The organism is Agrococcus sp. ARC_14 (genome assembly GCF_022436485.1).
Taxonomy (GTDB): domain Bacteria; phylum Actinomycetota; class Actinomycetes; order Actinomycetales; family Microbacteriaceae; genus Agrococcus.
Map to the genome: position 1 here is coordinate 1,100,166 of NZ_JAKUDO010000001.1, position 13,941 is coordinate 1,114,106.

The 13,941-nt window shown below is 71.6% G+C and carries 18 protein-coding genes; 13 read left to right on the forward strand and 5 right to left on the reverse strand.

Going from position 1 to position 13,941, the window contains the following annotated elements:
- The first annotated feature begins 15 nt into the window (after positions 1-15).
- The 8 genes from MKD51_RS05470 (at position 16) to MKD51_RS05505 (ending at position 6,292) form a co-directional block, all read left to right on the forward strand.
- On the forward strand, positions 16-468 hold the full coding sequence (locus MKD51_RS05470) for a septum formation initiator family protein (RefSeq protein WP_240239005.1): 453 nt from the start codon (positions 16-18) through the stop codon (positions 466-468).
- A 41-nt stretch (positions 469-509) separates the two neighbouring features.
- Positions 510-1,034, forward strand: coding sequence for a DUF501 domain-containing protein (locus MKD51_RS05475; RefSeq protein ID WP_240240843.1), 525 nt, complete (start codon positions 510-512; stop codon positions 1,032-1,034).
- Between the two features lie 52 nt (positions 1,035-1,086).
- Positions 1,087-2,421: an NAD(P)/FAD-dependent oxidoreductase gene (locus MKD51_RS05480; protein ID WP_240239007.1), complete on the forward strand. Its 1,335-nt coding sequence runs from the start codon at positions 1,087-1,089 to the stop codon at positions 2,419-2,421.
- Positions 2,422-2,534: 113 nt separating this feature from the next.
- Positions 2,535-2,840, forward strand: a complete 306-nt coding sequence (locus MKD51_RS05485) for a TetR family transcriptional regulator (RefSeq protein WP_240239009.1) — start codon at positions 2,535-2,537, stop codon at positions 2,838-2,840.
- Positions 2,841-2,852: 12 nt separating this feature from the next.
- Positions 2,853-3,134: a hypothetical protein gene (locus MKD51_RS05490; protein WP_240239010.1), complete on the forward strand. Its 282-nt coding sequence runs from the start codon at positions 2,853-2,855 to the stop codon at positions 3,132-3,134.
- Positions 3,134-4,348, forward strand: coding sequence for an alanine racemase (locus MKD51_RS05495; protein WP_240239011.1), 1,215 nt, complete (start codon positions 3,134-3,136; stop codon positions 4,346-4,348). The genes MKD51_RS05490 and MKD51_RS05495 overlap by 1 nt, the downstream gene beginning before the upstream one ends.
- Complete coding sequence (locus tag MKD51_RS05500) at positions 4,345-5,637, forward strand: D-arabinono-1,4-lactone oxidase (protein ID WP_240239013.1); 1,293 nt, start codon at positions 4,345-4,347, stop codon at positions 5,635-5,637. Before MKD51_RS05495 ends, MKD51_RS05500 begins: the two co-directional genes overlap by 4 nt.
- A gap of 106 nt (positions 5,638-5,743) precedes the next feature.
- Positions 5,744-6,292, forward strand: coding sequence for a LemA family protein (locus MKD51_RS05505; protein WP_240239015.1), 549 nt, complete (start codon positions 5,744-5,746; stop codon positions 6,290-6,292).
- Between the two features lie 163 nt (positions 6,293-6,455).
- Here the strand turns inward: MKD51_RS05505 and MKD51_RS05510 are convergent, their stop codons facing one another.
- Positions 6,456-7,676, reverse strand: a complete 1,221-nt coding sequence (locus MKD51_RS05510; protein ID WP_240239017.1) for a crosslink repair DNA glycosylase YcaQ family protein — start codon at positions 7,674-7,676, stop codon at positions 6,456-6,458.
- Positions 7,677-7,746: 70 nt separating this feature from the next.
- Between MKD51_RS05510 and MKD51_RS05515 the strand changes: the two genes are divergently transcribed.
- Together MKD51_RS05515 and ilvA are read left to right on the forward strand one after the other, a co-directional pair.
- Positions 7,747-8,892 carry an AI-2E family transporter gene (locus MKD51_RS05515; protein WP_240239019.1) on the forward strand — a complete coding sequence of 382 codons (1,146 nt, stop codon included), beginning with the start codon at positions 7,747-7,749 and terminating at the stop codon, positions 8,890-8,892.
- A complete protein-coding gene (gene ilvA / locus MKD51_RS05520) occupies positions 8,889-10,124 on the forward strand; it encodes a threonine ammonia-lyase (RefSeq protein WP_240239029.1) in 1,236 nt (411 codons plus the stop codon). Before MKD51_RS05515 ends, ilvA begins: the two co-directional genes overlap by 4 nt.
- 127 nt (positions 10,125-10,251) lie before the next feature.
- Here ilvA and greA read toward each other — a convergent pair whose 3' ends face one another.
- A complete protein-coding gene (greA, locus tag MKD51_RS05525; RefSeq protein WP_240239030.1) occupies positions 10,252-10,740 on the reverse strand; it encodes a transcription elongation factor GreA in 489 nt (162 codons plus the stop codon).
- Positions 10,741-10,795: 55 nt separating this feature from the next.
- Positions 10,796-11,188: a DUF4307 domain-containing protein gene (locus tag MKD51_RS05530; protein WP_240239032.1), complete on the reverse strand. Its 393-nt coding sequence runs from the start codon at positions 11,186-11,188 to the stop codon at positions 10,796-10,798.
- Positions 11,189-11,274: 86 nt separating this feature from the next.
- Here MKD51_RS05530 and mca point away from each other — a divergent pair, with 86 nt between their 5' ends.
- A complete protein-coding gene (gene mca, locus MKD51_RS05535) occupies positions 11,275-12,129 on the forward strand; it encodes a mycothiol conjugate amidase Mca (protein ID WP_240239034.1) in 855 nt (284 codons plus the stop codon).
- Positions 12,129-12,440 carry a hypothetical protein gene (locus MKD51_RS05540; protein ID WP_240239036.1) on the forward strand — a complete coding sequence of 104 codons (312 nt, stop codon included), beginning with the start codon at positions 12,129-12,131 and terminating at the stop codon, positions 12,438-12,440. Before mca ends, MKD51_RS05540 begins: the two co-directional genes overlap by 1 nt.
- A gap of 7 nt (positions 12,441-12,447) precedes the next feature.
- Here the strand turns inward: MKD51_RS05540 and MKD51_RS05545 are convergent, their stop codons facing one another.
- Positions 12,448-12,861, reverse strand: a complete 414-nt coding sequence (locus MKD51_RS05545; protein ID WP_240239038.1) for an Rv3235 family protein — start codon at positions 12,859-12,861, stop codon at positions 12,448-12,450.
- 155 nt (positions 12,862-13,016) lie between these two features.
- Between MKD51_RS05545 and MKD51_RS05550 the strand changes: the two genes are divergently transcribed.
- Positions 13,017-13,586, forward strand: a complete 570-nt coding sequence (locus tag MKD51_RS05550; protein WP_240239040.1) for a hypothetical protein — start codon at positions 13,017-13,019, stop codon at positions 13,584-13,586.
- Between the two features lie 39 nt (positions 13,587-13,625).
- Here MKD51_RS05550 and MKD51_RS05555 read toward each other — a convergent pair whose 3' ends face one another.
- Entirely contained in the window at positions 13,626-13,874 is a 249-nt protein-coding gene (locus MKD51_RS05555) for a helix-turn-helix domain-containing protein (RefSeq protein WP_240239042.1), read from the reverse strand.
- Between the last annotated feature and the right edge of the window lie 67 nt (positions 13,875-13,941).

Genomic DNA, 13,941 nt, shown 5'->3' on the forward strand with positions numbered 1-13,941 from the left:
CGGTAGCATCGGCGGGTGCCCTCCTCGTCTGACGTCGCCCTCGGGCAGCTGCGCGTCTCGTGGCTGCTGCTGATCGTCGTCGGCCTCGTGGTGGCAGGAGCCGTCGTGCTCGCACCCACCGTCGGCCTGCTGCTCGAGCAGCGCCGAGACATCGCCGCGCTCGAGGCGCAGGTCGCCGATCAGCAGGCGAACCTCGAGTCGCTCGAAACCGAGTCGGCCCGCTGGGAGGATCCCGCCTACATCGAGGCGCAGGCCCGCGACCGGCTCTTCTTCGTGTACCCGGATGAGACGAGCTTCGTGCTGCTCGACAACCGCTCCGCGCTCGAGACCGCGTCGAGCGAGGTGCCCTCCGCGACGCTCGAGGCACCCAGCAGCGACTGGACGGCTGCCGCGGCCAACTCGTTCCTGCTCGCAGGGCTCACCAATCAGGCGCCGACCTCCATCGGCACCGCCCCGGAGCCGCAGTGAGCGCAGCGATCGACCCCGCAACGGAGCGTGACCTCGAGATCATGGCGCTGCAGCTGGGGCGCACCATGCGCGGCGTGCTCGGCATCGGCGCACGCTGCGCCTGCGGCGCCCCCACCGTCGTGGTGACGAGCCCGCGGCTGCCCGACGGCACCCCGTTCCCGACCTTCTACTACCTCACCCATCCGGGAGCCACCGCATCCGCGTCTCGCCTCGAGGCCGACGGCACGATGGCCGAGCTGCAGCTGCGGCTCGAGGAGCCGGGGGTGGCGGATGCGTATGCCGCGGCACATGCGGCGTACCTCGCCGACCGTGAGGCGCACGGGCACGTCGAGGAGATCGCCGGCATCAGCGCTGGCGGCATGCCGACACGGGTGAAGTGCCTGCACGCGGTGCTGGCGCAGTCCCTCGCGGCCGGGGAGGGCGTGAACCCGATCGGCGACCTGGCCCTCGAGCTGGGCGACTGGTCGCCGTCGGTGTGCGCGTGCCCGCAGGATCAGCGCGGCAGCCGGCTGGGCGCTGGGGATGCCGCCGGGGTCACCCGCGCGGGCGAGCCGTCGGAATCCTAGGCCGCGATAGAATCCCGGTATCCACATCTGATACCGGGGAAGAAGTGCGTCTGTGAACAAGATCCTGATCGTTGGAGGCGGCTACGCCGGCCTGTACACCGCCCGAGGGCTCGAGCGTCAGCTCGGCGGCTCCGAGGCGGAGATCACCATCGTCGACCCGCTGCCCTACATGACCTACCTGCCGTTCCTGCCGGAGGTCGCGGCAGGCTCGATCGAGCCCCGCCACATCGTCGTGCCGCTGCGCCGCCACCTCAAGCGCACGCGCATCGTGCAGGCGAAGGTGACGAACGTCGACCACGCGAACAAGGTCGCGACGATCCAGCCGGAGCTCGGCGAGGAGTCGACGCTCGACTACGACGTCATCGTCGTGACCGCCGGCTCCGTCTCGCGCACGTTCCCGATCCCGGGCGTCGCCGACGAGGCGATCGGCATGAAGACCATCGAGGAGGCCGCCGCCGTGCGCGACCGCCTGATCTCGAACTTCGCGAAGGCCGCGGCGCTCCCCGAGGGCCCGGAGCGCGACCGCCTGCTGACGGTCACGGTCGTCGGCGGTGGCTTCGCCGGCATCGAGACGATCGCCGAGCTGCGCGACTTCGCCACGCACCTGCTCTCGCGCTACCGCGAGATCACCTTCGACGAGGTCAGTTTCCACCTCGTCGAGGCCATGGGCCGCATCATGCCCGAGGTCAGCGAGCAGACCGCGCTCTGGGTCGTCGAGGATCTGCGCAAGCGCGGCGTCGACGTGCACCTCGAGACGCAGCTGCAGGGCGCCGTCGATGGCGTCGTCGAGCTCTCGACGGGCGAGCGCTTCGGCTCCGACCTCATCATCTGGACTGCAGGCGTGATGGCCAACCCGGTCGTGCGTGCGACCGACCTGCCGCTGGACGACCGCGGCCGCATCACCGCGCTCGCGACGCTCCAGGTCGCGAAGGACGGCGAGGTCGTGCCGGATGCCTGGACGGCAGGCGACGTCTCGGCCGTTCCCGACAAGTCCAAGACGCCCGGCCCGGGCGGGTTCTGCGTGCCGAACGCGCAGCACGCCGTGCGCCAGGCGAAGCTGCTGGCGAAGAACATCGTCGCCGTGCTGCGCGGCGAGGCTCCGCGCGAGTACATCCACGACAACCAGGGCGCCGTCGCGGGCCTCGGGCTCTGGAACGGCGTGTTCCAGAAGGGCAAGCTCGCCATCAAGGGTCCGATCGCCTGGGTCGCTCACCGCGGCTACCACGGCCTCGCGATGCCGATGTGGGAGCGCAAGCTGCGCGTCTTCGGCGACTGGTGGAACCAGTTCTGGCTGGGCCGCGACATCGTCGAGATCTCGGATCGCGAGCGCCCGCGCGTCGCGTTCGAGACCTTCGCGTCGCGCCCGAAGCCCAAGGTCGACGCGTAGCCGCAGCACGCACCGATCGCCTCGACAGCGCCGCGCCCTCCTCGGATGGGGCGCGGCGCTGTCGTATGGTGAACACGGACGATCGTCCAAGTTCGATGAGGATCGGAGCGCGTGTGGCGCGGAAGCCTGCCGAGGTTCGGCGCAAGGATCTGGTGGAGGCCGGGCTGCGGGTGATCGCCCGTGAGGGCATGCACGCCGCGACGGTGCGTGCCATCGTCGCGGAGGCGGATGTGCCGCTCGCCACGTTCCACTACGTCTTCGAGTCGCGCGACGAGATGATCGGCGAGGCCTACGCCTACGTGGTGCTGCCCAGGGTCGGCGAGCTGCCCATCCCGTTCGGCACGGACTCTGCGCCGCTCGAGGCGGTGCGCGCCGTGCTGCACGACTGGATCGACCGCTTCGTCGCGCATCCCGAGTAGGAGCTGGCGATCATGGAGATCATGGCGTACTGCAAGCGCACGCCATCGCTGGCGCACCTGCCGGCCGCCGTGCAGGCGCGCTACGTCGAGCTGATCTCCACCGTCATCACGACGATGTGCGCGCAGATCGACGTCGAGCCTGCGACGCCGCTGGACGAGCTCGCTCAGCTGGTGCTGCACGTCACCGATGGCCTCACCTACCACCTGCTGCGCACCGGCGACGTCGACGCATCCCGTCGCTTCGCCGAGGTCACTGCGCCGCTGCTGACGGCTGCAGTGCTCGGCGAGCGCTGATGGCGCTCGACCTGCTGACCGCCGAGTCGTGGTCGGCCGCCGGCCACTGGGAACGGATGGACGCGGCGACCGCAGGCATCGACGGCCCCTTCGCGGCGCTCTCGCTCGAGGCGCTCGCGGCCAATGCCCGCGACATGGTCGCGCGCGCTGACGGCACGATGCTGCGGCTCGCGACGAAGTCGGTGCGCAGCCGCGCGGTGATCGAGGCTGTGCTGGCGACCCCTGGCTGGCGCGGCGTGCTCGCCGCCACGCTGCCCGAGGCGCTCTGGCTGTCGGAGACCGTCGACGACGTGCTGCTGGGCTACCCGACCGCCGATCGTGCGGCGCTGGCCGCCCTCACGCGCGACGAGCGCGCGCTCGAGCGCGTGACGATCATGATCGACAGCGTCGAGCAGCTCGACGCGATCGACGCGGCGATCCCCGGCCATCCAGAGATCCGGGTGGCGCTCGAGCTCGACTCCGCCCTCGAGATGGGGCGCTGGCGGGTGGGCGTGCTGCGCTCGCCGCTGCGCACGCCGAAGCAGCTGGGCGAGCTCGCGCGCACCGTCGCCGACCGTGCCGGGTTCCGGCTGGTCGGCATGATGTCGTACGAGGCGCAGGTCGCGGGCGTGCAGAGCGGCCGACGGCGCGGGAGCAATCCGGCGTTCATGATCCGGGCGATGCAGCGGATGTCGGTCTCCGACCTGCTCGACCGCCGCACGGCGGCGGTGGCGGCCGTGCGCGAGGTCGCGCCGCTCGAGTTCGTGAACGGCGGCGGCACGGGCTCGATCGAGGTCACGGCCGCCGATCCCGCCGTGACCGAGATCGGCGCGGGCAGCGGGCTGTTCGGTGCGCGCCTGTTCGACGGCTACCGCGGCTTCGCCCCTGCGCCCGCGCTCGCGTTCGCGCTCCCGGTCGTGCGCAGGCCCGGTCCGGGCATCGTCACGCTGCTCGGCGGGGGCTGGGTCTCCTCGGGCCCGCGCGGCATCGACCGCGATCCGGTCATCGTCTGGCCGGACGGGCTCGCGCTCGATCCTGGCGAGGGGCCTGGCGAGGTGCAGACGCCCGTGCTGGGCGAGACCGCAGACCGGTTGCGGATCGGCGACCGGGTCTGGCTGCGTCACGCCAAGGCGGGCGAGCTGTGCGAACGCACCGACCTGCTGCACCTGGTGGCGGGCGATCAGGTCGTCGCCGCGCTTCCCACGTACCGTGGGGAGGGGAGGAAGCTGCTGTGACATGGACGAACTGGGCGCGCTCGCAGCGCGCTGACCCGCGCTGGGTGCATGCTCCCACGACCATCGACGAGGTGCGCCGGGCGCTCGAGCAGGTGCGCCAGCGCGGCGGTGCTGTGCGTCCCCTCGGCAGCGGTCATTCGTTCTCGGCGGCAGCGCGCTCCGACGAGGCGCAGCTGACGGTCTCGGCCCTGCGCGGCGTCGTCTCGCTCGACCCCGAGCTGCGGCGCGTCACGGTGCTGGCAGGCACGACCATCCGCGAGCTCTCAGCGCTGCTGGCCGAACGCGGCCTCGCGCTCGACACGCTCGGCGACATCGATCGGCAGACCATCGCCGGCGCCATCTCCACCGGCACGCACGGCACCGGCATCCGTCATCAGTCCATCGGCGCCTCCGTCGTCGCGGCGACGCTCGTGACCGCCGACGGCTCGGTGCTGCGCATCAGCGAGACCGAGCGGCCGGAGCTGCTGCCGGCGGTGCGGCTCGGCCTCGGCGCTCTGGGCGTGCTGGTCGACGTGACGGTGCAGTGCGTGCCGGCGTTCGCGCTCGAGGCGATCGAGACCGCCGTGCAGCTCGAGGCGGTGCTGGAGGATTGGATGGGCCTGCTGCAGCGCACCGACCACTTCGAGTTCTTCTGGTTCGCCGCCACCGCCCTGGCCGCAACGAAGTCGAACACGCGCGTCGACGGCCCGCTCGCTCCGCGCTCTGCGGTCGGGCGCTTCATCGATGAGCGCCTGCTCAACGACATCGGCCACCGGGCGCTGCTCACCCTCGGCGCGCTCGCACCGGCCAGTGCGCGTGCGGTCAACGAGCTCTCCGCGCGCAGCATGTCGCGCGGTCGCTTCGTCGAGCCCAGCCACCAGGTCTTCGTGGCCAAGCGCACCGTGCGCTTCCGCGAGCTCGAGTACGGCATCCCGGTGGAGGCGCTGCCCGAGGCGCTGCGCGAGATCGACAGTGCGCTCCGCCGGGCGCGGCTGGTGCCCACGTTCCCCTTCGAGATCCGTGCGATCGGGGCCGACGACGCGCTGCTGTCGACCGCGAACGGCCGCGACACCGCCTACATCGCAGCGCACCGATGGTGGCGCGAGGACCCGCGCCCGCTGTTCGAGCTCGTCGAGCCGATCCTGCTGGCGCACGACGGTCGGCCCCACTGGGGCAAGCACCACTCGCTGCGTGCGGCACAGCTCGCGGAGCGGGTGCCTGGCTTCGCCACGTTCCTGGCCGTGCGCGACGAGCTCGACCCGGAGCGCACCTTCGCGAGCGACTGGACGCGCAGGGTGCTGGGCGCCTGAGCCTGCTGGTCGTCGCGCTCGCGCGCCAGACCGGTGCGTCCTGCAGCGCGACGTGCACGACCCGATCCTCCAGCCGCTCGACACGAGCGGCGCTTAGGCTGGAGCCATGGACCCCCTGCTCGTCGTCTGGATCATCGCCGGTGCCCTGGTGGTGCTCGGCCTCATCGGGCTCATCGCCACGCTCGCGTCGCGCGCATCCATGCGCCGGCTCAGCGCGACCGTCGACGAGCGCTGGTCGTCGCTGACCGCGAGCCTCGAGCGCCGCAAGAGCGTCGCCGAGCCGCTGCTGGCCTCGGCGACCGAGCAGCAACGGGGCACGGTGGCGGATGCGTTCACCGCGCTCGAGCAGGCGATGTTCCCGTCGACGAAGGCCGAGGCGGAGGCCGAGGTGCAGCGGGTGCTGCGCCCGCTCGTGCAGGCAGCCGGATCGCAGCCGGCGGGCTCGGATGCTGCCGAGGCGCGAGCTGCGCTCGCCGCGCTCGACGACGAGGCGCAGGCACGACGCCGCGACTACAACACGAGCGCTCGCGAGCTGAACGCGAAGGCGCGGCGCTTCCCGACGTCGGCATTCGCGAAGGTTGTTGCCGCACCCCGCGAGTTCTTCGAGGTGGACAACGCCGGCGCCGTCGCCGAGCCGCCCCGCATCCAGTTTTGAGTCCGCAGCGCTCAACGCGACGAAGTCGCGTCGAGCGCGGAGGACTCAAGGCTGAGGAGCGCGCGGCCCTCCGGGCCGCACGCGTCACGAAGCCTCGCTGCCCCGCACGCGTCTCGAAGCCTCGCCGACCCGCTGGGTTGCGACCGCGACTGCGACCCGCGCCCTAGCGTGCGCGCAGCGCCGCCGCCACCTCCGCCGCCCACGTACCCGGCCCGGTCACCTCGACGCGGTCGAGCCCTTGCCAGCCGGCGGCCTCGGCGAGTGCGGGCACGAGCCGCGCGGCCAGCTCGCCTGCGCGATCGGCGCTGCCGGGCTCGATCGTCGCGTGCTGCACGCGCAGGATTCCCGCCTTGCGGTCGCTCTTGAGGTCGACGCGGCCGACCAGCTCGTCGTCGACGAGCACCGGCAGCACGTAGTAGCCGTGCTCGCGCTGCGGCGCGGGCGTGTAGATCGAGATGCGGTACGCGAACCCGAACATCCGCTCGGCGCGCGGCCGGAACCAGACGAGCGGGTCGAACGGCGACAGCAGTGCGGTCGATCGGATGCGTCGCGGCACCCGGGTGCCGACCGTCAGGAACGCGGGGCGCCCCCACCCGTCGACCTCGACCGGCTCCAGCTCGCCGGCGTCGACGAGCTCGGTGACCGCGACGCGCGCATCGGCGATCTTCAGCCGGTAGTAGTCGGCCAGGTCATCCAGGGTCGCGATGCCGAAAGCCCGAGCAGCTCTGCGCACCAGCTCGCGGTGCGCATCGGCGCGATCGATGCGCGCCTGCCCGTCCTCCGGCAGCACCGAGCCCGCTGCCGCGTAGCGCCGCTCGAAGCGCGTGCGCCCGATGGTGACCAGCTCGCCCCGCCGGAAGAGCACCGCGGTCGCCCAGTAGGCATCCGACTTGTTCCACCAGCCGCCCTGCATGCGCTGATGCTCTGGATGCTCCATCTCGCTCGGGCGGATCGGCCCGCGCTCGGCGAACTCGGCGAGCACGTCGTCGACGAGCCCGGCGTGCTCGGTGGCCCACTGCTCGGTGCTGGGGCGCATGGGCTGCTCGCGCTTCCAGCGCCAGAGCGCCCAGTCGTCGACGGGGATGACCGCCGCCTCGTGTGCGACGAACTCGGTGTAGCCGCCCAGGCCGCGCCCGTGGTCGTGGTGCAGCAGCCGGTCGAGCACGGTGCGGTCGTAGGGGCCGAGGCGCGCGAGCAGCGGCAGGTAGTGGCTGCGCTCGAAGACGTTGACCGAGTCGAGCTGCAGCAGGCCGAGCCTCGCGATCGCGCGCTCGAGGGTGCGGATGCCCGTGCGGCCGCGCTCGCCGGGCACGGCGCCGTCGAGACCGGATGCGGCGATGGCGATGCGGCGGGCCTGTGCGGGCGAGATCCTGCGTGACGTCACGAGTCGTGAGGCTAGCAACGACCGCCCACGCATGGCGGCAGCGCAAGGGTGCGGGACGTAGGATCGGGCAATGCTGTTCGCAAGACGTCCGCAGGAGAAGCCGGCCACCACGGCGCCCGCCGCCGACGTGCCGCGCGGCATGCGGATCGCCGGAGCCTGGTCGTGGCGCTTCGTCGCGATCGCGGCGGCCGCGGCCGTCGTCATCTGGCTGATCATGCAGTTCAGCCTCATCGTCATCCCGGTGCTCGTCGCTGCGCTGCTCACGGCGCTCCTGGGTCCGGCGGTCGACGCCCTCGTGCGGCATCGCTGGCCGCGCGGGCTTGCGGTGGCGCTCGCGCTGGTGGCGCTCATCGTGGTGGTCAGCGGGCTCGGCTGGCTCGCGGTCTCGCAGATCCGCGCCGAGTATCCGGCGCTGCAGGAGCGCGCGATCACCTTCTGGAACGAGACGCAGGCATGGGTGCTCTCGCTGCCCTTCGACATCTCCGAGCAGGATGTGCGCGACTTCGGCACGAACATCCTTGGCACGCTGCGCGACGATCTCTCGTCGATCCTCTCCAGCGCGCTCACGGTGGGCTCCTCGGTCGGCCACTTCGCCGCCGGCCTGCTGCTGACGGTCTTCGCGCTCATCTTCACGCTCGCCGACGGCCGCGGCATCTGGCGCTGGCTCCTGGGCCTGCTGCCGTCGAACGCCCGCCCCGCCACCGACGGCGCCGCGAGGGCCGGTTGGGTGACGCTCGGCAACTTCGTGCGCGTGCAGGTGCTGGTGGCGTTCATCGATGCGGTCGGCATCGGCCTCGGCGCGTTCATCCTCGGCCTGTTCTTCGAGGGCGGCATGCCGCTCGTGATCCCGATCGCGATCCTGGTCTTCCTCGGCTCGTTCATCCCGATCATCGGTGCGGTCGTCACGGGCGCGATCGCTGTGCTCGTCGCGCTCATCTCCTTCGGCCTCCTGCCGGCGGTCATCATGCTCGGCATCGTGCTGCTCGTGCAGCAGGTCGAGAGCCACGTGCTGCAGCCGATCATCATGGGCACCGCGGTGAAGGTGCACCCGCTCGCCGTCGTGCTCGCCGTGGCCGCAGGATCGACCATCGCGGGCATCGCGGGCGCGCTGTTCGCGGTGCCGGTCGTGGCCTTCCTCAACAACTTCGTGAAGACGATCGCCACGGAGTCGTGGCGCACCAACCCCAATCCCACGGTCAAGGACGTCGTCGCATGAGCGCATCCGCACTGCCAGGGCCGACGCTGGCCGACTTCGAGGCCGCCCGCGAGCGGCTCGTGGGCATCGCGCAGGAGACCCCGATGGAGCTCTCGCGCTACCTGAGCGGCATGCTCGGCGCCGAGGTGCACCTCAAGTGCGAGAACCTGCAGCGCACCGGGGCCTACAAGATCCGCGGCGCCTACAACATGCTCGCGAAGCTCTCGCCAGAGCAGCGCGCTCGCGGCGTCGTGGCGGCCTCCGCAGGCAACCACGCGCAGGGCGTCGCCTTCGCGGCCACCGAGCTCGGCGTGCGATCCACCATCTTCATGCCGGTCGGCGTCGCGCTGCCGAAGCTGCAGGCCACGCGCGACTACGGCGCTGCCGTCGAGCTGCGCGGCCTCGAGTTCCAGACCGCGCTGGCCGCAGCGATCGAGCACGTCGAGCGCACCGGCGCCACCTTCGTGCCGCCGTTCGACCACGCCGACATCATCGAGGGCCAGGGCACGCTCGGTCTCGAGATCCTCGACCAGGTCCCGGATGCGACCACGGTCGTCGTGCCCATCGGTGGCGGCGGGCTGGCGGCCGGGGTGGCCTCCGCCATCCGGCAGCGCGCAGCGCGCGACGGCCGCACGGTGCGGATCATCGGTGTGCAGGCAGAGCGGGCAGCCTCCTACGTCACGTCGCTGGAGGCGGGGGAGCCCACCACCATCGTGACGCAGTCGACGATCGCCGACGGCATCGCGGTCGCCCGCCCCGGCACCCTGCCGTTCTCGATCATCCGCGAGACCGTCGATGAGATCGTGACGGTGTCCGAGGATGACATCGCGCGCGCGCTCATCGTGCTGCTCGAGCGCGCCAAGCTCGTCGTCGAACCGGCCGGGGCGGTCACGACCGCCGCCATCATGACGGGACTGGTCGCATCCGACGGCCCGACGGTCGCGATCGTCTCCGGCGGCAACATCGACCCGCTGTTCATGGAGCGCGTGATCGGCAGGGGCCTCGCGGCCTCGCAGCGCTACCTCAAGGTGCGCATGGCGCTGCCGGATCGCCCCGGGCAGCTCGCGATCATCGCGCAGATCGTCTCCGACGAGCAGGCGAACGTGGTCGAGGTGCTGCACTCGCAGCACGACGCCTGGACCTCCATCGCCGACGTCTCGATCGACATCTCGGTCACGACGCGCGGGCCCGAGCACGCCGAGCGTGTGCTCGAGGCGCTGCGCCGGGCCGGATACGAGCCGGTCGTGCTCTAGGGACAGCAGAATGCCCCGCGGTTGTCGCGGGGCATTCTCATGTCTCGGGGTGACCGGCGGCCGAGACGGCCGCCGGAGCTGGCGTCGCGGCGCAGACCCGAAGGGGTCTGCGCTTCAGCTCCAGCGCTCAGCCCCGGTAGGTCTGGACGTCGGTGATGACGACCTCGATGGTCGCACCGGACGGGGCTTCGTACGAGGCCTTCGCGCCGATCTTCAGCCCCATGATGGCGCTGCCGAGCGGGCTCGCCTCGCTGTAGACGTCGAGCTCGTCGCCGTCCTCGGCGATCTCGCGGTTGCCCACGAGGAAGGTGGCCTTGTCGCCGGCGATCGTCGCGGTGACGACCGTGCCGGGCTCGACCACGCCGCTGGCCTGGGGCGCCTCGCCGACGGTGGCGTTGCGCAGCAGCTGCGTGATCTGCGTGATGCGGGCCTCGATCTGAGCCTGGTCGTCCTTGGCTGCGTGGTAGCCGCCGTTCTCCTTGAGGTCGCCCTCGTCGCGGGCTTCCTCGATGCGCTTGGCGATCTCGGTGCGGACGGGCCCCTGCAGGTGCTCCAGCTCGCCCTGCAGGCGATCGTGCGCCTCCTGGGTCAGCCAGGTCTCCGTGGTGCCGTTCATGTCGTCTCCTGATATGCACAGAACCGGCCCCGAGTGGGCCGGCTCAACTGGCATGCTATGGCACCCAGCACTCCGAGACCAATCCTGTGGTCGCCAGCTCGCTCGTGCGCACGTCCACGACATGCGTGCTCGTGAAGGCTTCTGCGGGCGGCAGCTCGAGCTGCACCCATCCGACGATGCCGTAGGCCTGGTTGAGCGCCTCGACCGCGCACTCCACCGGTGTGCCGGCATCCACCGACACCTCGAAGATCACCTCGACCGATGCGTCGTCGACGATCTCGTGGCCGATCGTGCGCGTCTGCAGCTGGGTGGACGCAGGATCGGTGCCCACCCACCAGACCCACATCGTCGCGGCGAGCAGGATGGCAACGCCCACCGCGATGCCGAGGATCTTCTCGCGCCGGGTGCGCGACCGCGTGCGGCCGTAGCGCGCTTCGAGATCGGTCATGTGGCCTGTCCGTGGGAAGATGAAGAGAGTTCCAGCCTATCCGTCGTGCCATCGGCGCGGCGTTGCGCTGGCGGGAGGGAGAGGCCGTGCGACGACTGCTCGCAGTGCATGCGCACCCGGACGACGAGTCGAGCAAGGGGGCGGCGACGCTCGCGCGCTACGCGGCGGAGGGCGCAGACGTCACCGTCGTCTCCTGCACCGGTGGCGAGAGCGGCAGCGTGCTCAACGAGCGCTTCGAGCTCGGACACCGAGCCGCTCGCGACATGACGGGAGTGCGCAGGCTCGAGATGGCCGCGGCGCAGGCCGCGCTCGGCATCGGGCACGCGTGGCTCGGCTACGTCGACTCGGGCATGCCGGACGAGGGCGAGCCGCTGCGCGCACTCTCCTTCGCCACCATCCCGCTCGAGATCTCCGGCCGCCCGCTCGTGCGGCTCATCCGCCGCCTCATGCCCCAGGTGGTCGTCACGTATGACCAGACCGGCGGCTATCCGCATCCCGACCACATCCGCTGCCACGAGGTGACGATGTGGGCCGTCGAGCACGCCGCAGCAGGACTGCCCGAGCTCGGTGAGCCGTGGGAGGTGCAGAAGCTCTACTTCGACCGCAGCATGAGCGGCGCGCGGCTGCATGCGCTGCTGACGGCGCTGGAGGCCACCAGCCCAGACGACGACCGGCTGCCGTTCATGCGTGAATGGGCGGAACGACTGGGGACGCGCGGCGACACCATGACGACGCGCATCGACGTCGGCGCGCACCTGGATGCGCGCGATGTCGCCCTGCGGGCGCACGCGAGCCAGGTCGACCCGGAGTCGCGCTTCTTCTTCTGGCCGAACGAGCTGCTGCGGCAGGTGTGGCCGACCGACGACTACGAGCTGGTGCGATCGCGTGTGCAGGGCGAGCCGCAGGAGGACGACCTGTTCGCGGGCGTCGAGGAGGACTGATGCACGCACTGTTCGTCCAGGAGCTGCCGTACGATCCCAATCAGGTGACGCCTGGCGTCATCGGCTTCGCGGTCACAGCGCTCGTCGCAGTCGCCGTGATCCTGCTGCTGTGGGACTTCAATCGCCGCGTGCGCCGCATCAACGACCGCGCCGACGCTCGGGAGCGTCTGCTCGCGGAGGTCGCGGCCGCGCAGCGCCCGGCACGTGCGGATGCGGGAGTCGAGGGTGCCGCGTCGGACACAGCCGCGTCAGCCGAAGGCACTCCCTCCATCACCGACGAACCCGGCGGCGCGCAGCCGCCTCGGGCGTAGCTCGCCGCTAGAGCACCCCGATGGCGGTCGCCCGCCAACGCCCGTCGAGCCCTTCGAGCCGGATCGCCACGGCGCGCGTGCGACCTGCGGAGCGCACGACCACCGCGCCCTCGACCACACCGTCGGCGGTATGGCAGGTGCGCACGCTGCTGATCTCGAACCCCGGCACCGTGCGCTGCAGCTGCAGCGCTCTGGCCCGCTTGGCCGTCAGCGCCCGCTGCGTCAGCAGCTCATAGGTCGACTCGGTCACCCAGCGCGCGATCTGCTGCACCTCGCGCACGCCCAGCAGGATCTCGATGACCCCGGTGGCGAGATTCTCGATCAAGGGATCCGGGTCGGGCAGGCCCGCTGACGAGCAGGGCTGGAAGTCGAAGAACTCCTCGGCGTCGACCGCCGTCATCCGTCGTCTCGTCTCGCGCACGTTGTCTCCTCGCACCCGCATCCGCGGTCTGCGGTCCGAGGCGGCACCGCCGTGGGGGAGAAGGTAGTCGGTCCGGCGCGGGCCGCGGGATGGGGACTTCTGCCCTGTGGAGAACTCTGCACGCAGCTCTGCCGGTGGCGGTTAGATTCGCCCGCGTGCGCTTCGAGGATCTGTTCGACGACCTGGAGAGCCAGCTCGAGGCCGAGCTGGGCGCCGAGCAGCGCGACCTGGCGGGCGAGGAGGAGCGCTTCCGCATCGGCAGGCTCGAGCTGCGCGATCGCATCGCCGCGGCACCTCGACTGCTCGACCTGACGCTGCGCGCCGGCAGCCGGCTGCGGCTGCAGCGCATGGCGCTCGGGCGCGACTGGCTCAATGGCCTCGTGCTCGAGGGCGCACCGGCAGAGACAGGCGCGATCGTGCCGCTGCACGCGATCGTCGGCATCGAGCTCGACGGCGATGGCGCCGCCGCATCCGTGCTGCCGGCGAAGGAGGCCGGCGACCTGCAGGCGCGGCTGAGCTTCGCGTTCGCGCTGCGCGATCTCGCGCGACGGCGCGCGTCCGTCATCCTCGAGGGCCCGATGCCGGTCGCCGGCACGATCGATCGCGTCGGCCGCGACCACCTCGACCTCGCCGTGCACGAGCCCGGGGAGCGGCCGCGACGGGGAGCGGTGCGCTCGTGGCGCGTCGTGCCGTTCGCTGCGTTCGACTGGGTGCGGCTGCCCTGACGCGAACGCGGCCGTCGGTGCCGCGCTGCGGACCTCGCCTCAGCGGTCGCCGAACAGGTCGGCGATGCTTGCCGACTGCGCCTGCCGCCACAGCCCGCGGCGGCGCTCCACCTCGAGCTCGCGATCGATCCAGGCCTGCACCTCGTCGTCTGCGACCCGCCACGCGCCGCGCACGCGCACGCCGCGCAGCTCGCCGGCCTCGAGCAGCTCGACGATGGCGTTCGGCGTCGTGCCGAGCACGTCGGCGACATCGGCGACCGCGAGGAAGCGTCGGGGTTCCATCGACATGGCCCCATTGTGGGCCAGTCCGGGCTGGCACGAGCGGAGGCTGTGGAGAACTTCAGCGACGTGTCGC